Origin of the sequence: Pseudomonas sp. NPDC087612, assembly GCF_044743505.1 — a bacterium.
In the GTDB taxonomy this organism is placed as follows: domain Bacteria; phylum Pseudomonadota; class Gammaproteobacteria; order Pseudomonadales; family Pseudomonadaceae; genus Aquipseudomonas.
Genome location: NZ_JBIUWO010000003.1, coordinates 36,332 through 61,480, shown reverse-complemented (window position 1 = coordinate 61,480; position 25,149 = coordinate 36,332). Strand labels below are relative to the sequence as shown.

Below are 25,149 nucleotides of genomic sequence, written 5' to 3'. Positions count from 1 at the left end.
TCGGTGTCGATCTCCGAGCAGGAGGCAGCGCACCGCGCCGCCTCCGACCGCGAACTGATTGCCTGGGTCGACGAAAGCGACCGCCTGCTCGGCGCCGTGGCCCGCTCCGAGCTGCGCGAGCGCGGGCTGATTGGCCGCGGCACCTACATCCTCTTGTTTAATTCCGCTGGCCAGCTGTGCGTACACCGGCGCACCCAGAGCAAGGCGATTTACCCCGGGTACTGGGATGTCGCCGCTGGTGGCATGGTCCAGGCCGGTGAGGGCTATGCCGAATCGGCGGCCCGCGAACTGCAAGAAGAGCTGGGGGTCGGTGGGGTCGAACTCACCGCGCATGAATGTTTTTTCTTCGACCAGACCGGCAACCGGCTCTGGTGCGCGGTGTTCTCGGCGGTCTGGGACGGGCCTTTGCGCCTGCAGCCCGAAGAGGTCAGCGAGGCACGCTTCATCGCCGTCGAGCAGGCCCTGGCCGACAGCCAGCAACAGCCATATTGCCCCGATTCACTGGCTGCCTTGCGGCGCTACCTCGACCGTCGAGCCTGACGTCGCTAAACACATGCAAAATGGCGCAGTTTTGTACTTAGCATTCGCGACTTTTATCGTTACACTGCGCGGCCTTTAAAGGCTGCCGCACGCTTCATGCGGCAGTTGCGCTGCCCCTGCCAGAGTGGGGCTTCGCGGTCGGTACCCCGCCAGGGGCGTCGACCAGTTTTTATCCTCACCGTAGAGGATCAAAAGTGGCCAAGAAAGCCGCATCATTCGCCGCCCTCGGTGGCCTGGTGTTCTCCACTGATGCAGGCCGGCATTGCCCGGACTGCAGCAAACCCATAGATGCCTGCATCTGCAAACAGACGCTCATCCCCGAAGGCGATGGCATTGCTCGCGTGCGTCGCGAAAGCAAGGGCCGTGGCGGCAAGACGGTGACGACCATCAGCGGCGTGCCGCTGCCCCTGGAACAGCTCAAGGATCTGGCCAGCACGCTCAAGCGCCGCTGCGGAACCGGCGGCGCGTTGAAAGACGGGGTCATCGAAATCCAGGGCGATCATGTCGAGCTGCTGCTGGCCGAACTGATCAAACAGGGCTTCAAAGCGAAAAAGTCCGGCGGCTGAAGACTGCATCGCGATTTTTTGCAATTCGCTTTCTAAACTCGTTCCCGTAGGAAGGGTCTATCCCTGAACACGGATAATCGTCACTTTCAGGTTTTACACTGCGCCCGCCCCATGCAGGCCGGTGTTTTTCGACTTTCTATATAGGGGACTTCAATGTCCGTACGACGCACACGCAAAGACGATGGCAGCCAATGGACAGTTGCGGACAGCCGCAGTGTTTACGGCATTCGCCATTGGGGGGCCGGCTACTTCGCAATCAACGAGGCCGGGCGCGTCGAAGTCCGCCCGAACGGGCCTGGCAGCGCGCCGATCGACCTGTTCGAACAGGTCGACGAACTGCGCAAGAGCGGCCTGTCGCTGCCGCTGCTGGTACGTTTCCCGGACATCCTCCAGGACCGCGTGCGCCAGCTGACTGGCGCTTTTGACGCCAACATCGCGCGCCTGGAATACCAGAGCCAGTACACCGCGCTGTACCCGATCAAGGTCAACCAGCAAGAAGCGGTGGTGGAAAACATCATCGCCACCCAAAACGTTTCCATTGGCCTTGAAGCCGGCTCCAAGCCTGAGCTGCTGGCCGTGCTGGCGCTGGCACCGAAAGGCGGCACCATCGTCTGCAACGGTTACAAGGACCGCGAGTTCATCCGCCTGGCACTGATGGGCCAGAAACTCGGCCACAACGTCTTTATCGTCATCGAGAAAGAGTCGGAAGTGGCCCTGGTGATCGAAGAAGCCGCCGAGCTCAAGGTCAAGCCGCAAGTTGGCCTGCGCGTTCGCCTGTCGTCGCTGGCCTCGAGCAAGTGGGCCGATACCGGTGGCGAGAAGTCCAAGTTCGGCCTGTCGGCGGCGCAACTGATCTCGGTGGTGCAGCGTTTTCGCGATGCCGGCCTGGACCAGGGCATCCGCCTGCTGCACTTTCACATGGGCTCGCAGATCGCCAACCTGGCCGACTACCAGCACGGTTTCAAGGAAGCCATCCGTTACTACGGCGAGCTGCGCGCGCTGGGCCTGCCGGTCGATCACATCGACGTCGGCGGCGGCCTGGGTGTGGACTACGACGGCACCCACTCGCGCAACGCCAGTTCGATCAACTACGACATGGATGACTACGCCGGTGTCGTGGTCGGCATGCTCAAGGAGTTCTGCGATGCTCAGGGCTTGCCGCATCCGCATATCTTCTCGGAGAGCGGCCGCTCGCTGACCGCGCACCACGCCGTGCTGGTGGTGCAGGTGACCGACGTCGAGAAGCACAACGACGAAGTGCCGCTGATCGAGAACAAGGAAAGCCTGCCCGAGACCGTGCAGTGGCTGGCCGACCTGCTCGGCCCGACCGATATCGAGATGGTCACCGAAACCTACTGGCGCGCCACTCACTACATGAGCGATGTGGCCGCCCAGTATGCCGACGGCAAGATCACCCTGGCCGAGAAAGCCCTGGCCGAGCAGTGCTACTTTGCGGTCTGCCGGCGCCTGCACAACTCGCTCAAGGCCCGCCAACGCTCGCACCGCCAGGTGCTCGACGAACTCAACGACAAGCTGGCCGACAAGTACATCTGCAACTTCTCGGTGTTCCAGAGCCTGCCGGACACCTGGGCCATTGGCCAGGTCCTGCCGATCCTGCCGCTGCATCGCCTCGACGAAGAGCCGCTGCGCCGCGCCGTGCTGCAAGACCTGACCTGCGACTCGGACGGCAAGATCAACCAGTACGTCGACGAGCAGAGCATCGAGACCAGCCTGCCGGTGCACGCGATCAACGAAGGTGAAGACTACCTGCTGGGTATCTTCCTGGTCGGTGCCTACCAGGAAATCCTCGGTGACATGCACAACCTGTTCGGTGATACCGACTCGGTGAACATCTACCAGAACCCGAACGGCAGCGTGTACCACGCCGGTATCGAGACCCATGACACCATCGAAGACATGCTGCGCTACGTGCACCTGTCGCCGGAGGAGTTGATGACTCACTACCGCGACAAGTGCGCCAGCGCCAAGATCACCGCCCGTGAGAAGACCCAGTTCCTCGACGCCCTGCGTCTGGGCCTGACCCGTTCGTCGTACCTGTCGAGCTGATCAGTGGTGCGGGTCGCGTGCAGTCGCTGGCTGCGCGTCGACCCGCGATGCTTTCAACTACTTCCAGCCAGCTCATGCCTCACATCTTTAGTCCTCAGGACTTGTGGCTGTCAGCTCGATGATCAACGGAATAGCCTGATCGTTCTCCCTGAGAATGGCGATGCTGGAGAATCGGTACACCGTCGTTTGTGTCCGTGCCCTGATCCGCCGCCCGTCTACAGCGACAATCGCCCCCGATTGGCGGGAGACGAGAAACGGCGTCTGATCTTGCAGGTTGTTGAGCACTGCTTTGTCGTCGGGTTGTCGTTCTGCAACGTAATAAAGGTAGGTGTGGCCAACGGTGGCGCCGCCGCAATCACTTAGTACTTCATAGACCGCACTGTGTGTTCCAACGGGTAGGGTATTCACCACCGCACTCAGATGTGGCTGAGGCGCACCGCTCATGAATATCCAGGTGAATTGCAGTACCGCGATAACAGTGAGAATGCCCACCAGCCATTTAGTAGCCGAAAGATTTCGCATATTCGATGCCGGCCTTGATCCATTCCTGATCTTGAGGGTCGTCGCCAAACGGGACGTCTCCCCACCACTTTCCAAAGCCTGAGTCACTGGTGCCCGCTCGGCTTTGCGCCCAACCGGCAGCTCTCAACAAGACGTTAGGTGAGATCCCTGCCGCAGTTCCACATGCGCCGTAGTTGAAGTTGCCGAAAGCTTCGTATTGGCGACCATGCTGTTTGTAGTCCCACTCGCCTCGATTTCTGACCTTCGAATAGAACCAGGAAAAAAGAAAACCAGTGCCGCCATTCTTGAAGAAATTTCGCTCGAGGCTGGCCGTTTGCATATTTGAATATATGGACGCGCCACCAGGTGCCGGAGGAGGATACATAAAGAGCTTCCTGCAAAAGTTAGACTGATACAACTGATTGCCCCTCCATGGGTCACCCAGTGTCAGGAATTGGACTTTTGCCGGTCAAACCCAAGTTGTGACATTTCTTCGCACGCCACTGAGGGCGCTGATGTAAATCCGCGCCATCATTTAGCGCACAAACCACCCATCCCGCCGCTGCAACCGCCAGCCCATCACCCCCAGTGTCACCCCGCGCAAGGCCATGAACAGCAGAAAACCCAGCCACAGGCCGTGGTTGCCCAGGTCGCGAGCGACATAGGCGACCGGCAGGGCAATGAGCACGCTGAGCAGCATGCCGTTGCGCATCTCCCGCGCCCGCGTGGCGCCGATGAACAAGCCATCGAGCAGATAGCTCCACACCGCGATCAACGGCAGCAAGGCCAGGTACGGCAAGTACTGGTAGGCGGTTTCGCGCACGTTGGCGATGTCGGTCTGCATGTTGATGAACAGATGCCCACCGAGCAAAAACAACACGGCAAAGCCGCTGCTGGCCAGCAGCGACCAGCCGCAGGCGACGGTCAGTGAGCGGCGCAGCGCCTGGCGATCGCCAGCGCCGATGGCGTGCCCGCACAGCGCTTCGACCGCATGGGCCAGGCCATCAAGGGCGTAGGCGGTGAGCAGCAGGCCATTGAGCAGCAAGGCATTGGCTGCCACGGTCGCTTCACCCAGGCGTGCGCCTTGCACGGTAATCAGGAAGAACACCGCTTGCAGCGCCAGGCTGCGGATGAAGATGTCGCGGTTGACGCTCAGCAGCGGCCGCCAGCTCTGCCAGCGTGCCAGCAGTGCCCAGGCGATCTGCCCGGGGTAAGCGCGCAGGGCCGGGCGGGTCAGGGCCAGGCCGAGCAGGGCGGCGCTCCATTCGGCAATCACCGAGGCCCGCGCCGAACCGATCACGCCCCAGTCCAGGCCGAGCACGAACCACAGGTTGAGGGCGATGTTGAGCAGGTTGGTGGTCAGCAGGATCGCCAGCGGCGCCCTGGCGTTCTGGGTGCCGAGGAACCAGCCGACCAGGGCGAAGCTGGCCAGCGCCGCCGGCAGGCCAAGCAGGCGGGTCTGGAAGAAGTCGTGGGTCAACTGCTCCAGCGCTGCCGAGGGCTGCATAAGTTGCAGCGCCAGGTGGCTGAACGGCAGGGCCAGAACACCCAGCAGCAGGGCGAAAAACAGCGCCAGCAACAGGCCCTGGAGCAACACCTGGCGCAGTGCTGCGCCGTCGGCACGACCCGTCGCCTGGGCGGCGAAACCGGTCGAGCCCATGCGCAGAAAGCCCATCACCCAGGCCAGGAAGGTGTACAGGCTGGCGCCCACCGCCACCGCACCGAGCTGATGAGCATGGGGCAGGTGGCCAATCACGGCGCTGTCGACCAGGGCCACCAGCGGTACGGAAATGTTCGAAAGTATCATCGGCGCGGCCAGCGCCCAGACCTTGATATGGGTCGGGCGGTCGCGCCAGTCGGTCAGCAAACGGGACATGAAAGCTCCTGGCAAGCCGGCATTGTAGCCGCTGCGGGCACCAAATCGTGCGAAGGCGGTCTCACATCCGCTCGCCGCATCACTGTTGCGGCGCGGTTGATATATAGTGCACCCCTAAGATTCCGCTGCCCGAGAGTTACTACTCCCATGCTCAACAAAGGATTGTTGCTGGCCTGCGCGCTGGCCTTGCTCAGTGCCTGCGATTCGTCTGCCCCGGACAAACCGGCCCCCGCGGCCCCGCCTGCGCAGACCCAGGACCAACCCGCAGCCCCGGCCCCGGCCGCTCCGGCTGCACCCGCAGACGCGACCAAGCCCGCTGCGGCCAAGGACGATGCCGCGACCCTGGCCAAGCGTTATGCCGGTCGCGAGCTGAGCGTGGTGGATGTCTCGGAAGTGCAGGTCGATGGCGCCAGCGCCCTGGCCCTGACCTTCTCGGTGCCGCTGGATGACCAGCAGAACTTCGCTGACAAGGTGCACCTGGTCGATACCGTCAAAGGCAAGGTCGACGGCGCCTGGGAGCTTTCTGCCAACAAGATGGAGCTGCGCCTGCGCCACCTGGAGCCCCAGCGCAAGCTGGTGCTGACCATCGACGCCGGGCTGCTCGCGGTCAATGGCAAGCGCCTGCCCGCCGAGTCGATCAGCCGCCTGGAAACCCGCGACATGCAATCGACCATCGGCTTCGCCAGCCGTGGCTCGCTGCTGCCGACGCGACTGGCCGAAGGCCTGCCGGTGATCGCCTTGAACGTCAACAAGGTCGATGTCGAGTTCTTCCGCATCAAGTCGGACAAACTGTCGCCGTTCCTCGCCACCTGGGGCCGCAACAGCAGCCTGTACTACTACACGTCCAAAGAAATCCTGGACATGACCGAGCTGGTTTACAGCGGCCGCTTCGACCTCAACCCGGCGAAGAACACCCGCGAAACCGTGCTGCTGCCGATTGCCGGCATCAAGCCGCTGCAAGAGCCAGGCGTGTACCTGGCGGTAATGCGCGCCTCCGGAACCTACGACTACACGCAACCGGCGACGCTGTTCACCCTCAGTGACATCGGCGTCTCGGCGCACCGTTACCAGAACCGCCTGGATGTCTTCACCCAAGGCCTGGAAGGCGGCAAGGCGCTGAGCGGTGTCGAGCTGGAACTGCTCGACGGCGAAGGCCGCGTGCTGGCCCAGGCCAAGACCGGCAGCGACGGCCATGCCCAGTTGCCGACGCCACCCAAGGCCGAAACCCTGCTGGCCCATCAGGGCGTGCACACCACCATGCTGCGCCTCAATAGCGCTGCCCTGGACCTGGCCGAATTCGACATCACCGGCCCCCAGGCCAACCCGCTGCAGTTCTTCGTGTTCGGCCCGCGCGACCTTTATCGCCCGGGTGAAACCGTGCTGCTCAACGGCCTGTTGCGTGACCAGGATGGCCGCCCGCTCAAGCCGCAACCGGTGACCGTGGAAGTGCGCCGTCCGGATGAGCAGATCAGCCGCAAGTTCGTCTGGGAAGCCGATGCCAATGGCTTCTATCAGTATCAGCTGCAACTGGCCGATGAAGCGCCGACCGGGCGCTGGCAGTTGCTGTTCGACCTCGGCGGCGGCAAGAAGCAGGTGTTCGAGTTCCTTGTCGAAGATTTCCTGCCCGAGCGTCTGGCCCTGGAACTCAAGGGCAGCGACAAGCCGCTGAGCCCGGACCAGACTGCGCAGATCAAGGTCAACGGTCGCTACCTGTACGGCGCCCCGGCTTCGGGCAATCGCCTGAGCGGCCAGGCCTATGTGCGCCCGCTGCGTGAAGCGGTGCCGGCACTGCCGGGCTATCAGTTCGGTTCGATCACTGAAGAGGAACTGAGCCAGGACCTGGAGCTGGACGAAGTCAACCTGGACAGCAACGGCAAGACCACCCTGAACATCGAAAGCAAATGGTCCGAAGCCCGTTCGCCGCTGCAACTGACCGTGCAGGCCAGCCTGCAGGAGTCCGGTGGCCGGCCGATCACCCGCCGCCTTGAGCAACCGATCTGGCCGGCCGGGCGCCTGCCTGGCTTGCGCGGTCTGTTCGAGGGTGAAGAAACCGATGGCGAAGGCCCGGTGGAGTTCGAAGTGCTGGTGGCCGATCCGCAAGGCAACAAGCTGGCGGTCAACAACCTCAAGGTGCGCCTGATCCGCGAGCGCCGCGACTACTACTGGAACTACTCGCAGAGCGACGGCTGGAGCTACAACTACAACGAGAAATTCCTCATCCAGAGCGAAGAGACGGTCAACGTCAAGGCCGGCTCCACCGCCCGGGTCAACTTCCTGGTTGATTGGGGCCCGTACCGCGTCGAGGTCGAAGACCCGCAGACCGGCCTGGTGTCGAGCGGGCGTTTCTGGGCCGGCTACCGTGCCCAGGACAACGCCGACGGCGGCGCCGTACGTCCGGACCAGGTCAAACTGGCCCTGGACAAACCGTCGTATGCCGATGGCGCTACCGCCAATATCACCGTCACTCCGCCTGCCGCAGGCACCGGCTACTTGATGGTCGAGTCCAGCGAAGGCCCGCTGTGGTGGGAAGAAATCGATGTACCGGCCGAAGGCAAGAGCTTTGCCGTCAAGCTCGATCCGAAGTGGGCGCGCCATGACCTGTATGTCAGCGCCCTGGTGATTCGCCCGGGCGAGCGCAAGGTCAATGCCACGCCGAAACGTGCCGTGGGTGTGCTGCACCTGCCGCTGGATCGCCACGAGCGCAAGCTGGCGGTAACCCTCAATGCCCCGGAAAAAATGCGTCCCAAGCAGCCGCTGACCGTCAAGGTGCAAGCGCGCAACGCCGACGGCAGCGTGCCCAAACAGGTGCATGTACTGCTGGCAGCGGTGGACGTGGGCATCCTCAACATCACCGAGTTCGAAACCCCCGACCCGTTCACCGGCATGTTTGGCCGCAAGGCCTATGGTGCTGACCAACTGGATATCTATGGCCAGTTGATCGAAGCCGGGCAGGGCCGTCTGGCCAGCCTGGCCTTCGGTGGTGACGCGGCCATGGCCAAGGGCGGCAAGCGCCCGAACACCACGGTGACCATCGTTGCCAAGCAAAGCGCCCCGGTAACCCTCAATGACAAGGGCGAAGGTGAAGCGACGGTCGATATCCCTGACTTCAACGGTGAGCTGCGGCTGATGGCCCAGGCCTGGACCGACGAGCGCTACGGCATGGCCGAAGGCAAGACCGTGGTCGCCGCGCCGTTGATTGCCGAGCTTTCGGCGCCGCGCTTCCTCGCCGGCGGCGACCGCACGACCCTGGCCCTGGACCTCTCCAACCTGTCGGGCAAGGCACAGAACCTGACCGTGCGCCTGAGCACCGAAGGCCAGCTGAATCTGCTCGGCGCCGCCGAACAAACCCTGAGCCTCACCGAAGGCAAGCGCGTCACCCTGCTGGTGCCGGTGCAGGCCAGCGGTGGCCTGGGCCAGGGCAAGGTCAAGGTCGAGGTGCAAGGGCTGCAACTGCCAGGCGAGTCGGCCACGGCCTTCAGCCGCGACTGGACCCTGGGCATTCGCCCGGCCTACCCGGCAATGCTGCAGCACTATCGCGTCGCTCTCAAAGACCAGCCCTGGACCCTGCCGGAAGCTGACCTGGCGCTGTTCGAGCCGGTGGGTCTTGAGGCCTCACTGGCGCTGTCGAGCCGCCCGCCGCTGAACCTGGCCGAGCAGATCCGCGCCCTCGAAGCCTACCCGTACGGCTGCCTGGAACAGACCACCAGTGGCCTGTACCCGTCGCTGTACGCCGATGCCGCGACGCTCAAGCGCCTGGGCATCAAGGGTGAGCCGGCGGACGTGCGCAAGCGCAAGATCGAGATGGGCATCGAGCACCTGCTGGGCATGCAGCGCTACAACGGCAGCTTTGGCCTGTGGAGCGCTGACGACGAGGAAGAATACTGGCTGACCGCCTATGTCACCGACTTCCTCCTGCGTGCACGCGAGCAAGGTTATGCCGTGCCGCCCGAGGCCCTGAAAAAAGCCAGCGAGCGCCTGCTGCGCTACCTGCAGGAGCGCAACCTGATCGAGATCAGCTACAGCCAGAACGCCGAGCACAGCCGCTTTGCCGTGCAGTCCTATGCTGCCCTGGTGCTGGCGCGTACCCAGCAAGCGCCGCTGGGCGCCCTGCGCAGCCTGTTCGAGCGGCGCAGCGATGCGCGTTCCGGCTTGCCGCTGGTACAACTGGCCATCGCCCTCGACAAGATGGGCGACAAGCCGCGTGCGCAACAGGCGCTGCAGGCTGGCCTGGCGGTCACCCGTAGCGAGAACAGCTGGCTGGCCGACTACGGCAGCCCGGTGCGTGACCAGGCGCTGATCCTGTCGCTGCTGACCGAAAACAACCTGGCCAGCGACAAGCTCGACGCACGGCTGTTCGAGCTTTCCGACCAGATGGCGGGTAACCGCTGGCTGTCGACCCAGGAGCGCAACGCGCTGTACCTTGCCGGTCGTGGCCTGCTGCGCAAGCCTGAAGGCAACTGGTCGGCACGCCTGGACAGCGCCGGTGAAGTGCGCGAATTCAACAACGAGCAATCGGGGATGAAACTCGAAGGCCCGCTGCTGGCCTCGCCGCTGACCATCCAGAACGAAGGCAGCGAGACGCTGTTCCAGCAACTGACCCTGTCCGGTTATCCGCGCCAGGCCCCGGTTGCCCGCGGCAGCGGCATGACCATCCGCCGCGAGTTCCTCGGCATGAATGGCCAGGCCCTGGACATCAAGGCGCTCAAGAGCGGTGACCTGGTGCTGGTGCACCTGGCGGTGACGGCCAATACCCAGGTGCCGGATGCCCTGGTGGTCGACCTGCTACCGGCGGGCCTGGAGCTGGAAAACCAGAACCTGGCGCAAAGCGCGGCAAGCCTTGAGAACGCCAGCAGTGCAGTGAAGCAATGGCGCGAGTCGATGCAGAACGCCGCGGTCGTGCATCAGGAGTTTCGTGATGACCGCTACGTGGCGGCGCTGAGTATCGACCAGTACTCCACCACCCACCTGCTGTACCTGGCCCGCGCGGTCACCCCGGGGACCTACAAGGTACCGCCGCCGCAGGTCGAGTCGATGTACCGGCCGAACTACAACGCGGTGGGCGAATCGCCTGCCGAGTTGGTGGTTAAAGGCCGCTGACACAGGGCGTTGTGGGAGCGGGCTCATCCGCTCCCACACCTTCTATTTAGTCAGTGAATGATCCAGCTCAGCACCCACAAACCCAGCACCAGCCAGATGATGCCGAGTATGATCGAGGCGCGCATGAAGGCGCGGATCGCCGAGTACAGCAACATCAGGCCGATGATCAGGGCGAGGATGCTGACCAGCGAAGTGTCCATGCCCAGGGTGCGTGACAGGCCCTCGATGAAATTGCCACCGGCGTTGGCCAGCAGGTTGAACAACCCGCTCAGGCCGTCGACGATAAACCGGATCACCGCCCCCAGCGCCTGGCCGAGCCACTCGAAAAAACCTTCTACATGCATAGTTGCTTCCTGATGATCAATTCGGCGAATGCGCCGTTGCCAAGCCTTTGGCCATGCCAGGGCCGGGTCGGTTCCCTGCGTAGCTGCTACGCCAGGAGGGCCTGATGCACATCTTAGCTCGCCTGCGTGGCGTCATCGGCAAACCCCTGGGCTTGCTGTTCGCCATCCCCTTGCTGCTGATTGCCTTGCTATGGCTTGCCGACCGCATCTGGCCGTTGCCGATGCCGGCCGATGACCTCGCCCGGGTAGTCCTGGCCGAAGACGGCATGCCGCTGTGGCGCTTTGCCGATGCCGACGGGGTGTGGCGCTACCCGGTCACTGCCGAGCAGGTTTCGCCTTATTACCTGGAGGCGTTGCTGACCTACGAGGACCGCTGGTTCTACCATCACCCCGGGGTCAACCCGCTGGCCCTGGGCCGCGCGGCCTGGCAGAACCTGCGCGGTGGCCGGGTGCTGTCTGGTGGTAGCACCCTGTCGATGCAGGTCGCGCGCCTGCTCGACCCACACTCGCGCACGCTGCCTGGCAAGCTGCGCCAGCTGTGGCGTACCGCGCAACTGGAATGGCACCTGTCAAAGGCGCAGATCCTCGAGATCTACCTCAACCGTGCGCCGTTCGGCGGCACCTTGCAGGGTGTCGCCGCGGCCAGCTGGGCCTATCTTGGCAAGTCGCCGATGCACCTGACGCCTTCAGAGGCGGCCTTGCTCGCGGTGTTGCCCCAGGCGCCCAGCCGCCTGCGCCCGGATCGGCACCCGGAGCGCGCCCAGGCGGCGCGGGACAAGGTCTTGCAGCGCCTGGCCGAGTACCAGGTGTGGCCGCAGCAACGGGTCGCCGAAGCAGAAGAGGAACCGCTGTTGCTGGCACCACGTCAGGAGCCGGCGCTGGCGCCATTATTGGCGCGACGGCTGAACCGCCCGCATAGCCCTCCGTTGATTCGCACCACCCTCGATGCCTCGTTGCAACGGCGCCTGGAAGACCTGCTGCTGGGCTGGCGTGCGCGCCTGCCCGAGCGGACCTCGGCGGCGATTCTGGTGGTCGAGGCGCAGAACATGGCGGTGCGCGCCTACCTGGGGTCGGTGGACCTGAATGACGAGCGCCGTTTTGGCCACGTCGACATGATCAGCGCCCTGCGTTCCCCCGGCTCGACCCTCAAGCCGTTCCTCTATGGCATGGCCATGGACGATGGCCTGATCCATTCCGAATCCTTGCTGCAGGACGTGCCGCGCCGCTACGGCGACTACCGCCCGGGCAACTTCTCCATGGGCTTCAGCGGGCCGGTGGCGGCCAGTTCCGCCCTGGCCCTGTCGTTGAACCTGCCGGCGGTGCAACTGCTCGAAGCCTACGGGCCGAAACGCTTTGCCGCGCAGATGCGCAGTGGCGGCGTGCCATTGATCTTGCCGCCGCTGGCCGAGCCTAACCTGTCGCTGATTCTCGGCGGCGCCGGTAGCCGGCTGGAAGACCTGGTGGGCGGCTACGCCGCGTTTGCCCGCGATGGCCTGAGTGCGCCGATCCGCTTGCAACCCAATGACCCGCTGCTTGAGCGACGCCTGCTGTCGCCCGGCAGTGCCTGGATTATCCGGCGGATTCTCAGCGGCCAGGCGCGCCCGGACCGCGACCCTCACGCAGAGCTAGTGCAGCGCCCGCAACTGGCGTGGAAGACCGGCACCAGCTATGGCTTTCGCGATGCCTGGTCGATTGGCGTTGGCCCGCGTTACCTGATCGGGATCTGGATCGGCCGCCCGGATGGCACGCCGGTGCCCGGCCAGTTCGGCCTGGCCTCGGCGGCGCCGTTGATGCTGCAGGTGCATGATGTGCTGAGCAACCGCGACAGCCAGCGCGGCATCGCTACACCCGTGGCGGCGGTGCCGGCCAACGTCGGGGTTGCGGCGATCTGCTGGCCGCTCGGCCAACCCATGGCCCGCCAGGACCCCAATTGCCGGCGCCAGCGTTTTGCCTGGACCCTGGACGGTACCACGCCGCCAACCCTGCTGGCCCAGGACCAGCCCTTGAGTGTCGGCTTGCGCGAGACGGTCTGGGTCAACGATCAGGGCTTGCGTGTCGACGCCACCTGCGCCGGCGCCCAGGCCCGGGAAGTCGCCCTCTGGCCGTCGCCACTTGAACCGTGGCTGCCAAGGGTGGAACGCCGCGAGGCGCGCTTGCCCAAGGTCGACCCGCAATGCCCGCCGCAGGTGCCGGCCAGTGCGCCGCCGCTGTCGATTGTCGGTGTGCGCCAGGGCGATCAGTTGCGCCGCCCGGCCACCAGCAGCGAACCGTTGCGTTTCAAGGTCTCGGCCCTTGGCGGTAACGGACGCCACTGGTGGTTCCTCAACGGTGCGCCGCTGGGCGAAACCAGCGGTCAGGAGAACCTCACGGCAAGCTTCGAGCAGGCCGGGCGTTTCGAGCTGAGCGCCCTGGATGAAAGCGGCGAAACCGCCCGGGTCGAATTCCAGGTCAATGACTGACGCTCTCTATTAGACGATGACAGGGCCAGCACCTACGCTTGGATTGACGAGGCCGCCGCCCTGGCGGCCTTGTACTGTTCGGGATCATGGAGTGTCCGATGCGTGCGTTGGCCGTCGCGATAGTGGGGTTGTCCTGGGTGAGCGTTGCCAGCAGCGAACCCCTGCCGCGTTTTCTCGACAGCCACGAAATCGAACGCAACCTGCCGGCCCCCAATCTGCCGGCCGATGCCTACCGGCCAAGCAACCCGGGAGTGCTGGTGCCGGTGCCGGTAACCCAGGCCCGGCCGTTGCTGCGCGACACGCGGATCTTCCTGCGCAAAGTGCGCTTCGAAGGCGGCAGCATCTATCCGTTGAGTGACCTGCGCGACAACTACCAGAGCCTGGCCGGCCGCGAGGTCAGCCTCGGCGAGCTGATCGACGCCACCCAGCGCCTGACCCAGCGCTACCAGCAGGACGGCTACCTGTTGTCGCATGCCTACTTGCCCGAGCAGGACTTCGCCGATGGCCGGGTGCGGGTGGTGCTGGTCGAAGGCTACATCGATGAACTCGAGCTGCACGGCGAGGTGGGCCCGGCGGCGGCCTACGTTGAGCAACTGGTGGGCCGGCTCAAGGCCGAACGGCCGCTGACCCGCGCCACCTTCGAGCGCTACGTCGCGCTGATGAGCCGCCTGCCCGGCTTCAGCGTGCAGGCAAGCCTTGCGCCTGCCAACCCTGTCAGTGGTACCAGCCGGCTGATCGTCGAGGCCAGGCGCCGGCCGTTCAGCGGCAACCTGACCGTCACTGATGGTACCCGCGATGACCCCCAGGCCTTGCTCAGCGTGAGCAGCAACGCGCAGACGGCGCTGGCCGAACAGTTCAGCGTCACCGCTCTGGCGCCGCGCGGGGAAGATCACGAAAGCTATTTTCGCCTGGACTACTCCCAGTACCTGGACGATCAGGGCAGCCAGCTGCACCTGTCGGCCTCGCGTTACGACAGCGACCCCAGTGCCCAGGTGCTGCTCGGCGATGGCACCCAGCTCAAGGCCCATCGCGAGAACGACCGCTTTTCGGCGGGCCTCAGCCAGGTGCTGCTGGCCGCGCCCGGTGAGTCGCTCAACGTTGCTGCGCGTTTCTACATGGTCAATGACGATGTTGAGTATCGCGCGGTCGACGCGCCCTTGCGGCTGAGCAATCGCACCGATGTGCGTGCCCTGGGCTTTGAAGGCGAGTGGCGCAAGGCCGATGCCGACCAACTGCGGATTGTCAGTGGTGGCGCCTATCAGGGCCTGGATTACCTGGGGGCGAAAAGCAACAGCGATTTCGACCTGGATTTCCTCCGCCTGCGCCTGTCCGGTTTGCAGAGCGATCGCCTGTTCGGCAATTGGCAGGGGGTGGCGTCGGCGGCCTTGTACTGGAGCCGCGACAGCCTGCCCGACAGCGAGCGGGTGGTGTTCGGCGGGCAGAGCTTTGCCCGCGGTTACCCCGCCGACCAGGCCCTGGGCGACAAGGGCTGGGGCCTGGCCTATGAGCTCAATTACAGTTTCAACGGCGATGGCCGCTGGGTGAAGTTGCTGCAACCTTATGCCGTACTTGACACCGCGCGCACCTGGTTCAACGAGGTGGACCTGCGCGATGCACACTTGAGTTCAGTGGCTTTGGGGCTGCGCATCGGTGACGGGCGTTTCTACAACCTGGCACTGGAGCTGGCCAAGCCGCTGTCGGATGTTGCCCTCGACAGCTTTGACCGCGAGCCACGGCTGAGTGTGAGTTTCAGCGTGCAGCTGTGAACCGGCTCCTACAGGGGCCGTAGCCCCCGCAGGTTCATTGCACCAGTTGCATCCGCGGTTTGGGGAACAGGTTGTCGAGGGTTTCCAGCAGGCGGTTGTGGTAGATCGGCTTGCGGAACAGGTCCAGCACCTGCAGACGCAGCAGGTCGCTGATGTCGTCCATGTCGGCATGCCCGGAGGTGACGATCACCGGCAAGTGCTGGCGCGAGGTGTGCTCGCGCAGGCGCCTGATCAGTGATATGCCGCTCTCCTCCGGCATGCGCAGGTCGGTGATGACCAGGGCCACGTCCGGGTGGCGGGTGAGTTGTTGCAGGGCGAGTTTCACCGAGGTGGCGGTGTAGCAGCAAAAACCCTCGCCCTCCAGCAATTCGGCAAGTTCCAGCAAGGCGTCCTCTTCGTCATCCACCAGGAGTAGCTGTTGACGGGGGGAAGAGGTCGGCATGGGGCGGTCCTGTGATGGGGGAGTTGATCAGTGCATTGGCGTGAACCGATGAAGCCACTCGTCAGCTACCACCACTGCCACCGCCCGAAGCAGGCGGCGCTTTTAGCGCGTTTTCAATCTTGGTCATGACCCCAGACACATTGGTAGAAATGGGCGTAATGAACGCTGTCAGCGCTACAGCAACCATGGCCGCGACAATCGCGTACTCGATGCCCGAGGCACCATCCTTGCGGTAGAAGAATTCTTTGCAGCTCTTGAGGACTCGGGAAAGACGCATGGCATTTCTCCTTGCGCCGGAGGCGCAGATGGCAGGGGTATTCAGTGATTCCCCTTTGCCACCACAGCATCGTCAACGGGCCAAATCTCGGCAAATGTAAGAAGGTATTAATACTAAAGTTATAACCAAATACCGACGCCAATAAGCTGTTGTTTTATGGGGGTGTCGGCTTTGCGACGGAAAAAAATCTGACGGGTAATGGCATTTTGTCCTAGCTGCGCTACCGTCAAATAGCGAAATAGTTGTTTCCGACTGCAGTGCTGTGGGCCATTTCACAAAAGTGAGCCTGAAGGACAGCTTGGGGAGAAGGAGGGCCAGCATGAGCAGTCGCATTACCATCATCCTTGCAGGCCTCTTTTTGATCGGTGCGCTGCTGGCCGGCTACTGGGGGCTGATGTTCAGCCAGCCGCCAAGCGAGCCGGCGCCGGCAGCCGCCGTCGAACCCGCGCAGGCTCCGGTGACCCGGGTGGTCACTGAAGCAACAGACGAACTGCGCAAGCCGGTTGTCGTGCTGCGTCGCGATGTCAGTGCCTATACCCCGCTGGTGGCCGAAGACCTGCTGATCGAACGCCTGCAGGTGGCGCCGCCGGGTAGTTTCCAGACCCTTGAACAAGTGCTCGGGCGCAGCAGTTGGCGCGCCTTGAGCGCCGGCACCTGGCTGGAGCAGGGCAGCTTCGAGGCCGGTGGCCCGCTGGCACGGATGATTCACCCCAGTGAGCGGGCGCTGGCGGTGGCGGTGGACGAAGTGGTCGGCGCCGCCGGGCAACTGCGCCCGGGTGACTATGTCGATGTGCTGGTGTTCCTGCGTGAAGACAACAGCAACCCGCAAGCCTCGGCCCAGGTAGTGTTGCCGGCCTTGCGCCTGCTCAGTGTCGGTGCGCAGTTGGGCCTGGCCAACGATGGCCAGCCTGCCGAGGCGCCCATGGATGACAAGGCCCGTCAGGAACAACAGCGCAACCCGGTGCGCACTGTGGTGCTGGCGGTCCCCGAGGCATTGGCCAGCCGCCTGCTGCTGGCCGCTCAGGCCGGCAGTCTGCGCCTGGCGGTACGCAGCGCCGAGGAGAAGCGCCTGGCCCAGTACTGGACTGACCCGCATGCCAGCGCCAAGGCCGTCGACAACGCCAACCGTGAACTCTATCGCTTCAGCCAGCTCGCCCAGGTACCGGCCGCCCGACCTGTGGCCAGCGCAGCGCCGCCACGCGGCATGGAAATCATCCGCGGTAATCAAGCCAACACGCCAACCCCCTGACCAAGCAAGGATGCCCTTCAATGAGCAGTCGTTCCGAGCGGGTAATCAAGCAGATGCTCTGCGCCCTGTTGTGCGCCGTGCCGCTCGCCCCAACGGCGATGGCGGCGTCCGGCTGCGCGGCGCTGGAGCAGGTGCCGGGCGTCATCGAGATCGATCAGGGCCTGCAGCAGGAGGTGCGCCTGCCGGTGGCAATCACCCGCGCGGCGATTGGCGAGCCGAAGATTGCCGACGTACATGCCAGTGGCACTGACGCGGTGCTGCTGACGGCGGTCGGCCCCGGCGCCACCAGCCTGATGCTGTGGACTGCCTGCGCCAAAGCGCCGCGCCAGGCCATGGTGTTCGTCAAAGGGGTTGCCAGTAGCGAGATGGCCGCCAGCGCGCTGCCGCCCTCCGAAGATCCGCTGCTGCCCAGCCAGGTGCAGGCTGACATCCGCTTTGTCGAAGTCAACCGCACCAAGTACAAGGAGGCCGGCGCAAGGCTGTTCTTCAAGGGCTCCAACAACACCCTGATTGGCGCGCCCAGCACTGTGCCGAACACCTCCGTGAGCCCGGGCCAGGTGCCCACCTTGCCTGGAATGCCGAACATCCCCCTGGACAACGGCGTGTTCAACATCATCTGGGGTGGCGGCAGCAGTCGCTTTCTGGCCGCGATCAACGCCCTGGAAACCAGTGGCTTCGCCTACACCCTGGCGCGCCCCAGCCTGGTGGTGCTCAGCGGCCTGACCGCAAGCTTTCTGGCCGGCGGCGAGATCCCCATCCCGGTGCCCAGCAGCGGCAGCGACAGTGTCTCGATCGAATACAAGGAGTTCGGTATCCGCCTGACCCTGTCGCCCACCGTGGTCAGCCGCAATCGCATCCTGCTGAAAGTGGCGCCGGAAGTCAGCGAACTGGACTACAACAAGGCGGTGAATATCGCCGGTACCCAGGTGCCCGGCCTGACCGTCAGGCGTACCGATACCAGCATCTCCCTGGCCGATGGCGAGAGCTTCGTCATCAGTGGCTTGATCAGCAGCCAGTCGCGCTCGACCGTCGACAAGTTTCCAGGCCTTGGCAACCTGCCGATCATTGGCGCGCTGTTTCGCCAGTCCTCGGTGCAGCGCGACGAGACCGAACTGCTGATGATCGTGACCCCGCACCTGGTCCAGCCGCTGGCGGCCGATGCCCAGTTACCGTCGCTGCCGGGTGAGGGCCTGCGTAACTACGACCCGAGCTGGGGCCGGCTGTTCTTTCTGGAAAACGGCGACTTTGAACGTCGCAGCGGGTTATCCCAATGAGTGAAAGCCTGAGCCAGACCTTCCTCGCCATCACCCGCAACGATGGCGACCTGCAATGGTTGCAGGGCGCACTGGCGCCGCTGGGGCAGGTGGTCGGTGCCGGCAGCGGCAGCCTTGACGAGTTGCTGGCGCTGGTCGATGTCACTTTCGCCAGCCTGGTGTTCGTCGGCCTCGACCGCGAGCAGGTGGTCAACCAGTGCGCGCTGATCGAGGGCGTGCTGGAAGCCAAGCCGATGCTGGCGATCGTCGCCCTCGGCGATGGCATGGACAATCAACTGGTGCTCAACGCCATGCGTGCCGGGGCGCGGGATTTTGTCGCCTACGGCTCGCGTTCCAGTGAAGTCGCAGGCTTGGTGCGGCGCTTGAGCAAACGCCTGCCGCCAGTGACCAGCAACCCCAGCCTGGGCGGGCTGACCGTGCTCTATGGGGCCCAGTGCGCCGCCGACGGCGCCTTGCTGACCACGCACATGGCGCGGGTGGTGCAGACCAGCGGCCAGCAGACCCTGCTACTCGACCTTGGCCTGCCGCGGGGTGACAGCCTGGCGCTGCTCGGCCTGGAAGCCTCGTTTCATTTCGGCGATGCCCTGCGCCACCTGCGCCGGCTCGACAACACCCTGATCGACAGTGCCTTCACCCGCGAAAGCTCAGGCCTGCGCCTGCTGGCTTATGCCGAGACCGACGAGCCGCTGGAGCGCACCAGCGCGGCAGAGCTGTACATGCTGCTCAGCGCCTTGCGCCAGCACTTCCAGCACATCGTCGTGAACCTCACCGGCCAGGCTGACAGCGAAGCCCTGCGCACCTTCGTCAGCCACTGCGACAAGCTGATCTGGTACACCGACCAGAACGTCCTCGATTGCCGGCGCAACCTCGAAGTGCTGACCCAGTGGCGCGAGAAGGGCATGAAGCTCGAACACGCAAGCCTGTTGGTCGACCGCTACCTGCGCGGTGTTGCGCCGGATTCCGAAGCCTTGGGCAAGCGCTACGGCCTGCCGGTTCTGCGGGTCTTGCCCTATAGCCCGGAGGTGCGCCTGAACGCCAAGAACCAGGGCCTGACCCTGTTCGAGCTGGCGCCGCGCGAGCCGCTTACGCAACAGCTGAAAAGCCTCGGTGAACGCCTGGCGCGGCGCTCGGAAAACAACCCGCCGGTGGCCGCCACCTGGCTCAATCGGCTGTGGGGGCACAAGTGAGCGGCGACGAGCTGTTCGGTGGCCCACGGCATAACCTGGGGGCCGACCCACAGGCGCTCAAACGCGCCCTGCACCGTTACATCATCGACGCCATCGAGGACAGCGGCCGCAACCTGCTCGAAGGTTCGCGCCCGGCCCTGGCGCAGTTCGTGGTGGAGCAGGTCGGCGAATACATTGCCCGCCTGCACCTGGCGTTGTCGCGCTACGAGATGGAACGCCTGGCCGAGGAAATCGTCGACGAGCTGACCGGTTTCGGCCCGCTGGAAGTGCTGCTGCGCGATGCCAGCGTCACCGAGATTTTGGTCAACGGCCCGCACCGGGTGTTCATCGAGCGGGCCGGGGTGCTGCAACAGACCGACCTGCGTTTTATCGATGCCCATCATGTCGAGCGGGTCATGCAGCGGATTCTTGCGCCCCTGGGCCGGCGCCTGGACGAGTCCTCGCCGATGGTCGACGCGCGCATGCCCGATGGCAGCCGGGTCAACGCCATCATCCCGCCGGTGGCGCTCGACGGCCCGTGCCTGTCTATCCGCAAGTTTCGCAAGGACATGCTCAAGAGCGCCGACCTGCTGGCCACCCGCACCATCGACCAGGGCATGCTCGACTTCATCCAGCTGGCGGTGGCGCGGCGCTGCAACATCCTGGTCAGCGGCGGTACCGGCACCGGCAAGACCACCCTGCTCAACATCCTCAGTCAGTTGATCAGCCCCCACGAACGCCTGGTGACCATCGAGGACGTGGCCGAACTGCAGCTCGATCACCCGCACGTGGTGCGCCTGGAAACCCGTCCGCCGAATGCCGAAGGGCATGGCGAGATCAAGGCCAGCGAGTTGATTCGCAACGCCTTGCGGATGCGCCCCGACCGTATTCTGCTCGGCGAGATTCGCGGCGTCGAAGTGCTCGATGTGCTGACGGCGATGAACACCGGCCACGATGGTTCGATGAGTACCGTGCATGCCAACACTGCCCAGGATGCCTTGCTGCGCCTGGAAACCCTGGTCGGCCTGACCGGTCGCCAGGTGGCCGAGAAAACCCTGCGGCAGATGATCTGCGCGGCGCTGGATGTGGTCATCCAGCTGACCCGCCTGGCCGATGGCCGCCGCTGCGTCAGCGAGGTGCTGGAGGTGGTCGGGGTGCGTGATGACGTGTACGTCACCAATACCCTGTTCCGGCTCGATCGGCGCACGGGCGAAGGCTTTTTGCGCGAAGCGCCGAACCCGGCCGGCGACAAGCTGCGCCGCGATTACTCGGAGCTGCAGCCGTGATTGCGGCAATACTCGGGCTGATTTGCCTGGCCTTGCTCGGCTTGTCGGTGCACCTGTTCTACCGCGGCATGCGCAAGTCTGCCCAGGAGCGCATCCTCCGGCGCCTCGGCCAGATCGAGGAAGCGTCCGCGCTGGCGCCGGTCGGGCACGACTGGCTGGACCGCCTGCTGCAGCGTGCCGGTATCGAGCGGCGTAACGAGCTGTTGTGGTTTTGGCTGGCCCTCTGGCTGCTGGCCGCGCTGTTGACCGGGCGGGTCGTGGGCTGGGTGGCAGGCCTTGGCCTGTTGCCGATCGGCCCGCTGCTGGCCTGGTTGTACCTGGGCTGGCGCTATCGGCAGCGGCTGCAACGGATGATCGAGCAACTGCCGGTGCTGCTCGATCACAGCGTGCGCAGCCTCAAGGCCGGGCGCACCCTCAGCGATGCCGTGCTCGGTGCCATCGATGCTTCCCGCGAGCCGTTGCACGGCGCCTTGCAACGGGTGCGGCGCAATGTGCAGATGGGCGTCAGCCTCGACGATGCCATGGCTGAGCTGGCCGAGTTGTATGACCAGGACGAACTGCGCCTGTTTGCCCTGGGCCTGCGTATCAACCATCGCTATGGCGGCAACGCCAGCGAGCTGCTGGAGAACCTGATCAAACTGATTCGCGAACGCGAGCAGGGCGCGCGGCAGTTGCGCGCCATGACCGGCGAAACGCGCATGACGGCTATGGTCCTGGGCCTGTTGCCGGTGGGCATGGCCGGTTACTTCCTGATCAGCAATCCCAACTATCTGCTGACCATGTGGCGCGACAGCAACGGCCAGTTCCTCCTGCTCGGGGCCTTCCTCCTGCAGGCCTTGGGCTGCCTGGCGCTGTGGCGCATGTTGCGGAGTATCTGAAATGGCCCTGCTGCTCAGTGCCCTGATGTTGTTTGCCGCCTTTGCCTTGCTGCTGGCTCAGTTCCTGCGCCAGCGGCATCGTCAGCGCCTGGTCGCCCAGCGCTTGCAGGGCCAGCTGGGCGCGGACAACCGCTTGGGCAACTGGCTGCAGCAGCTCGGCGCCAGCCGCCTGGGCCAGCGTTCGTTGAGTCTGGACGGCGAGACACGTTTGCTGCTTGATCGCATCGGCTGGCGGCGTAGCCGGCAACGGGCGCTGTTCGCTGCCTGTCAGGTGGGGGCGCCGCTTCTGGCGCTGGGCCTGGGAGTGATCGCGCAGGAAACCCTGTACCACACCAGCCAGACCCCGTGGCTGGTACTGCCGCTGTGCGCCATGGGCGCCGGTTACCTGTTGCCCAAGCGCTTGCTGGCCTGGGCGGCGGCGCGCCGTCAGCAGCAGGTGGCCCGGGAGGTGTCGACCTTTATTCCGCTGCTGCGGATCCTGTTCGAATCGGGCTTGGCGGTGGAGCAGGCCTTGCGCGTGCTGAGCCAGGAATCACGGCAACTGTTGCCGGTGCTGAGTGAGGAGCTGCGGGCGATTCTGCTGCGGGTCGACTCCGGCCTGGCCCTGGCCCCGGAGCTGGAAAAAACCGCGCAATTGCTCAGCGTCGATGAGTTCAGCGACAGCTGCGTGATCCTCCAGCAACTGCTGAGCCAGGGCGGCGGGGCGATGAAGTCGTTGCTGGCACTCAAGCAACTGCTCGATGACCGGCGCCTGACGCGCATGCAGGAGCGAATTTCGAAGATGTCCGGGAAGATGTCGATAGTGATGATGGTGTTCCTGTTTCCGGCCTTGCTAATTGTGTTGGCAGGGCCCGGTTTTACGGCGTTGGCCAAGGCCTTGGGTTCATGAGCGGAGGGATGTGCATGAAAGCAGTCATGGTGATCATGAGCCTGGCGCTGCTCGCTGGCTGTACCACTCAGGACGGCGCACAGTGGCTGGCCTTGCCGGGTATGCCGGTCAGTTGCAGCAAGCCGGATTCGGCCCAGGAGCTGGCCTTGAGCATGGCCGACGAGATGCTCGCCGAGGGCCGCCCGCATGCCAGCCTGGCGCACCTGGAGGCGTTGCCGGCGGACATGGCCCAGGTGCGATTGCGCAAGGCCCGGGTGTCGCGCCTGCTCGGGCGCAGCGAAGCCGAACCGTTGTACCGCAGCCTGCTCGGTGGCTGCCTGGCAGCAGAAGGCGAGCATGGCCTTGGGCAACTGGCCTCGGCCCGTGGCGACAACCTCCAGGCCCAGCGCCACCTGTTGCGCGCGGTGCGCCTGGCGCCGACCGACGAAAAGGTGCGCAACGACCTCGGCGTGGTTTACCTGAACCAGGGCAATGTCGAGCAAGCGCGTTTCGAGTTCCTTACCGCCATCGAGCTCAAAGACAACAACGCCCTGGCGGCGGTCAACCTGGTGAGCCTGCTGTTGTACCAGGACAAATTCCAGCAGGCTGCCGACCTGGTCAGCCGCCTGCGCCTGACGCCGGCGCAATTCAGTGAAGCCCGGGCGCGCGCCGAGCAACTGAAGAAACCCGCGGCGCGGACCGACCAGGTCGCGGTGGTTACCCCAGAAGCCTCAAGCGTCACCCAACAGTGAGGTCGTGATGAACAGGTCATTGCTCCTGCTTGCCCTCAGCGCACTACCCCTGGCCGCCCTGGCGCTGGAGGGCGGGCCTTCGTCCAAGGCCCAGCAAACCACCGAAGCCTGGCTGCAGCTACAGGCACGCAACCTTGAAGCCTCGAAGATCCCGCAGACGGCCACGCCCAAGGAGCGCGACCAGAGCATGCAGCGCTGGCTGGACAGCTACAAATATGTGATCCCGGACTTCTACCGCTGGGAAAGTACCGGTGCGTCCGACAAGTGACTCAGCCGCCAAAGCGCACTCAGTGCGCCGTGACTCGCTGATGCAGGGGCGAGGAGCCGGGTGACAACGCCAGCGCCAGCTGGGTGCGGTTGTGCATGTGGGTCAGGCGCAGCACCTGCGACACGTAGAGTTTCACGGTGTTCTCGGTGATGCCCAGTTCGCAGGCGATCTGGTAGTTGGTCTTGCCCTTGCTGACCAGTTTGGCCACGTCCAGCTGGCGCGGTGACAACTTGTCGAACAGCGCTGGCAGGTTGTCGCTTTCAGCTTCCGGCTCGATATCGCTGGCGCGCCGGTGCGCACCGAGCCCGCGGGCCTTGTCCAGGTCCTGGTAGAGATCGTCGATCGACTCGGCGAGAAACTGCAGTTTCTGGTTCAGGTCACCCAGGTGCTGGTAGCTGCGGCGCCGCTCCAGCACGGCGGCCTCCTGGCGTTGTACCCCTTCAAGCAGCTCGTTGAGGTCGACCGGTTTTTGATAGTAGTCGGCAAAGCCTTCGCGCAGCGCCTTGATCACGTCCTGCTTGGCCGCGCGCCCGGTGAGCATGATCGCTTCGAACTGACGCTGCGGCCCGGCAATGGCCTTGAGCGCGCGCATCAGTTCGAGGCCATCGCAGTCGGGCATGTGCAGGTCGCACACCACCAGGGCAATCTCCTGATCGACACTGAACTGCTCGATGGCCTGGGTACTGGAATGACAGGGCAGGCAACGGTAGCCGCTGCCCTGGAGAAATTCGCACAACTCTTCGACTATCAGTGGCTGGTCGTCCACGACCAGCACCTTCAACTCACTGACTGGCTTGCTCACATGCAACTCCCTGCGCTATTCGCCTTGGTGTTCCCGCGGCCAGGTCGAGCCTGGATCCATTCCTGGCACACACTAGAAAGTAGTCGCACTTTTTGACTATGTACAAGGTTTGTACATCCTTTTGCGTGCGGTATTCGGCTAATTGATCCAGACCGCCGCCAGTAGAAAACCGACTAGCAGGAATGGCGCGAACGGCTGTTTTTTTGACGATTCTTCGCTCAATTGCTTCAGACGGTTCTTAACCTTCTGACTTAAAAGGGACCACAGCCAACGGCGGCTCAGCAGCCAGGCGACAACTGCGACCCCGGCACCGATAAATGTCCCCAACAGGTGCATGCGATCAGTGGCCAGGGCCAGGGCACCGAGCAATTTCACATCGCCGGCGCCGAGGCGGCCAAGCATGTAGCCGGGCAGGGTCAGCAGCATGACGATGGCCAGCGCCAGGCCGCCTTCACTGGCGTCGGCGCCAATCCAGGTGTGTCCGGTAACGAACAGGTAGCCCAGGGCGCAGGCGGCGGCGCCGAGGGTCAGGGTATTGGCGATCTGGCGTTCGCGCAGATCTTGTTCAGAGCACAAGGCAAGCCACAGCAGCAGAACAATGCTTTGCATTGGCGAAAGGCCATCCCTTTGTGGTGAATGATTCTATGCTGTCTTTCAGGTGTCACTGTCAG

General features: G+C 64.3%; 22 protein-coding genes. 14 read left to right on the top strand and 8 right to left on the bottom strand.

Features of this window, described 5'->3' with window-relative positions; all coding sequences use genetic code 11:
• Positions 1 to 3: 3 nt before the first annotated feature.
• From ACIOVF_RS06585 to speA, 3 genes are all read left to right on the top strand, one after another.
• Positions 4 to 540, top strand: a complete 537-nt coding sequence (locus ACIOVF_RS06585) for an NUDIX hydrolase (RefSeq protein ID WP_401288322.1) — start codon at positions 4 to 6, stop codon at positions 538 to 540.
• A gap of 194 nt (positions 541 to 734) precedes the next feature.
• Complete coding sequence (locus ACIOVF_RS06580) at positions 735 to 1,106, top strand: translation initiation factor Sui1 (RefSeq protein WP_010221702.1); 372 nt, start codon at positions 735 to 737, stop codon at positions 1,104 to 1,106.
• A 153-nt stretch (positions 1,107 to 1,259) separates the two neighbouring features.
• The gene (speA, locus tag ACIOVF_RS06575) at positions 1,260 to 3,173 is read left to right on the top strand and encodes an arginine decarboxylase (protein ID WP_045197019.1); all 1,914 of its coding nucleotides are present in this window, start codon (positions 1,260 to 1,262) and stop codon (positions 3,171 to 3,173) included.
• An 87-nt stretch (positions 3,174 to 3,260) separates the two neighbouring features.
• On the opposite strand, the gene ACIOVF_RS06570 is transcribed toward speA, so the two are convergent.
• The 3 genes from ACIOVF_RS06570 to ACIOVF_RS06560 form a co-directional block, all read right to left on the bottom strand.
• The gene (locus ACIOVF_RS06570; protein WP_401288319.1) at positions 3,261 to 3,695 is read right to left on the bottom strand and encodes a hypothetical protein; all 435 of its coding nucleotides are present in this window, start codon (positions 3,693 to 3,695) and stop codon (positions 3,261 to 3,263) included.
• Positions 3,673 to 4,059 (bottom strand): polymorphic toxin type 44 domain-containing protein, encoded by a 387-nt coding sequence (locus ACIOVF_RS06565; protein WP_401288316.1) that lies wholly within the window; start codon positions 4,057 to 4,059, stop codon positions 3,673 to 3,675. The genes ACIOVF_RS06570 and ACIOVF_RS06565 overlap by 23 nt, the downstream gene beginning before the upstream one ends.
• Before the next feature lie 150 nt (positions 4,060 to 4,209).
• Positions 4,210 to 5,550: an MATE family efflux transporter gene (locus ACIOVF_RS06560; RefSeq protein ID WP_401288313.1), complete on the bottom strand. Its 1,341-nt coding sequence runs from the start codon at positions 5,548 to 5,550 to the stop codon at positions 4,210 to 4,212.
• Between the two features lie 147 nt (positions 5,551 to 5,697).
• Here ACIOVF_RS06560 and ACIOVF_RS06555 point away from each other — a divergent pair, with 147 nt between their 5' ends.
• Positions 5,698 to 10,647, top strand: coding sequence for an alpha-2-macroglobulin family protein (locus ACIOVF_RS06555; RefSeq protein WP_401288310.1), 4,950 nt, complete (start codon positions 5,698 to 5,700; stop codon positions 10,645 to 10,647).
• Positions 10,648 to 10,697: 50 nt separating this feature from the next.
• On the opposite strand, the gene ACIOVF_RS06550 is transcribed toward ACIOVF_RS06555, so the two are convergent.
• Positions 10,698 to 10,991: a hypothetical protein gene (locus tag ACIOVF_RS06550; RefSeq protein WP_038997361.1), complete on the bottom strand. Its 294-nt coding sequence runs from the start codon at positions 10,989 to 10,991 to the stop codon at positions 10,698 to 10,700.
• Positions 10,992 to 11,095: 104 nt separating this feature from the next.
• On the opposite strand from ACIOVF_RS06550, the gene pbpC reads away from it, so the two are divergent.
• Both pbpC and ACIOVF_RS06540 read left to right on the top strand, forming a co-directional pair.
• Positions 11,096 to 13,450, top strand: coding sequence for a peptidoglycan glycosyltransferase PbpC (pbpC, locus tag ACIOVF_RS06545; protein ID WP_401288307.1), 2,355 nt, complete (start codon positions 11,096 to 11,098; stop codon positions 13,448 to 13,450).
• Positions 13,451 to 13,548: 98 nt separating this feature from the next.
• The gene (locus ACIOVF_RS06540; protein WP_093376498.1) at positions 13,549 to 15,216 is read left to right on the top strand and encodes a ShlB/FhaC/HecB family hemolysin secretion/activation protein; all 1,668 of its coding nucleotides are present in this window, start codon (positions 13,549 to 13,551) and stop codon (positions 15,214 to 15,216) included.
• A 34-nt stretch (positions 15,217 to 15,250) separates the two neighbouring features.
• On the opposite strand, the gene ACIOVF_RS06535 is transcribed toward ACIOVF_RS06540, so the two are convergent.
• Together ACIOVF_RS06535 and ACIOVF_RS06530 are read right to left on the bottom strand one after the other, a co-directional pair.
• Positions 15,251 to 15,658 carry a response regulator gene (locus tag ACIOVF_RS06535; RefSeq protein ID WP_045197030.1) on the bottom strand — a complete coding sequence of 136 codons (408 nt, stop codon included), beginning with the start codon at positions 15,656 to 15,658 and terminating at the stop codon, positions 15,251 to 15,253.
• Between the two features lie 61 nt (positions 15,659 to 15,719).
• On the bottom strand, positions 15,720 to 15,935 hold the full coding sequence (locus tag ACIOVF_RS06530; RefSeq protein WP_045197032.1) for a Flp family type IVb pilin: 216 nt from the start codon (positions 15,933 to 15,935) through the stop codon (positions 15,720 to 15,722).
• Between the two features lie 319 nt (positions 15,936 to 16,254).
• Here ACIOVF_RS06530 and cpaB point away from each other — a divergent pair, with 319 nt between their 5' ends.
• From cpaB to ACIOVF_RS06490, 8 genes are read left to right on the top strand one after another with little or no spacing between them, the layout of a single operon-like run.
• Positions 16,255 to 17,184, top strand: a complete 930-nt coding sequence (gene cpaB / locus ACIOVF_RS06525) for a Flp pilus assembly protein CpaB (protein ID WP_401288303.1) — start codon at positions 16,255 to 16,257, stop codon at positions 17,182 to 17,184.
• A gap of 20 nt (positions 17,185 to 17,204) precedes the next feature.
• Entirely contained in the window at positions 17,205 to 18,458 is a 1,254-nt protein-coding gene (locus ACIOVF_RS06520; RefSeq protein WP_401288300.1) for a type II and III secretion system protein family protein, read from the top strand.
• Entirely contained in the window at positions 18,455 to 19,645 is a 1,191-nt protein-coding gene (locus tag ACIOVF_RS06515) for a pilus assembly protein (RefSeq protein WP_045197038.1), read from the top strand. The genes ACIOVF_RS06520 and ACIOVF_RS06515 overlap by 4 nt, the downstream gene beginning before the upstream one ends.
• Positions 19,642 to 20,910 (top strand): CpaF family protein, encoded by a 1,269-nt coding sequence (locus ACIOVF_RS06510; RefSeq protein WP_401288297.1) that lies wholly within the window; start codon positions 19,642 to 19,644, stop codon positions 20,908 to 20,910. Before ACIOVF_RS06515 ends, ACIOVF_RS06510 begins: the two co-directional genes overlap by 4 nt.
• Positions 20,907 to 21,788, top strand: coding sequence for a type II secretion system F family protein (locus tag ACIOVF_RS06505; protein WP_045197042.1), 882 nt, complete (start codon positions 20,907 to 20,909; stop codon positions 21,786 to 21,788). The genes ACIOVF_RS06510 and ACIOVF_RS06505 overlap by 4 nt, the downstream gene beginning before the upstream one ends.
• A gap of 1 nt (position 21,789) precedes the next feature.
• Positions 21,790 to 22,677, top strand: coding sequence for a type II secretion system F family protein (locus ACIOVF_RS06500; protein WP_045197044.1), 888 nt, complete (start codon positions 21,790 to 21,792; stop codon positions 22,675 to 22,677).
• Between the two features lie 14 nt (positions 22,678 to 22,691).
• Complete coding sequence (locus ACIOVF_RS06495; protein ID WP_045197112.1) at positions 22,692 to 23,408, top strand: tetratricopeptide repeat protein; 717 nt, start codon at positions 22,692 to 22,694, stop codon at positions 23,406 to 23,408.
• A gap of 7 nt (positions 23,409 to 23,415) precedes the next feature.
• Positions 23,416 to 23,676 (top strand): DUF3613 domain-containing protein, encoded by a 261-nt coding sequence (locus ACIOVF_RS06490; RefSeq protein WP_045197046.1) that lies wholly within the window; start codon positions 23,416 to 23,418, stop codon positions 23,674 to 23,676.
• Positions 23,677 to 23,695: 19 nt separating this feature from the next.
• Here ACIOVF_RS06490 and ACIOVF_RS06485 read toward each other — a convergent pair whose 3' ends face one another.
• Both ACIOVF_RS06485 and ACIOVF_RS06480 read right to left on the bottom strand, forming a co-directional pair.
• The gene (locus tag ACIOVF_RS06485) at positions 23,696 to 24,478 is read right to left on the bottom strand and encodes a response regulator transcription factor (protein WP_045197049.1); all 783 of its coding nucleotides are present in this window, start codon (positions 24,476 to 24,478) and stop codon (positions 23,696 to 23,698) included.
• 138 nt (positions 24,479 to 24,616) lie between these two features.
• A complete protein-coding gene (locus tag ACIOVF_RS06480) occupies positions 24,617 to 25,087 on the bottom strand; it encodes a prepilin peptidase (protein ID WP_045197051.1) in 471 nt (156 codons plus the stop codon).
• Positions 25,088 to 25,149: the final 62 nt, after the last annotated feature.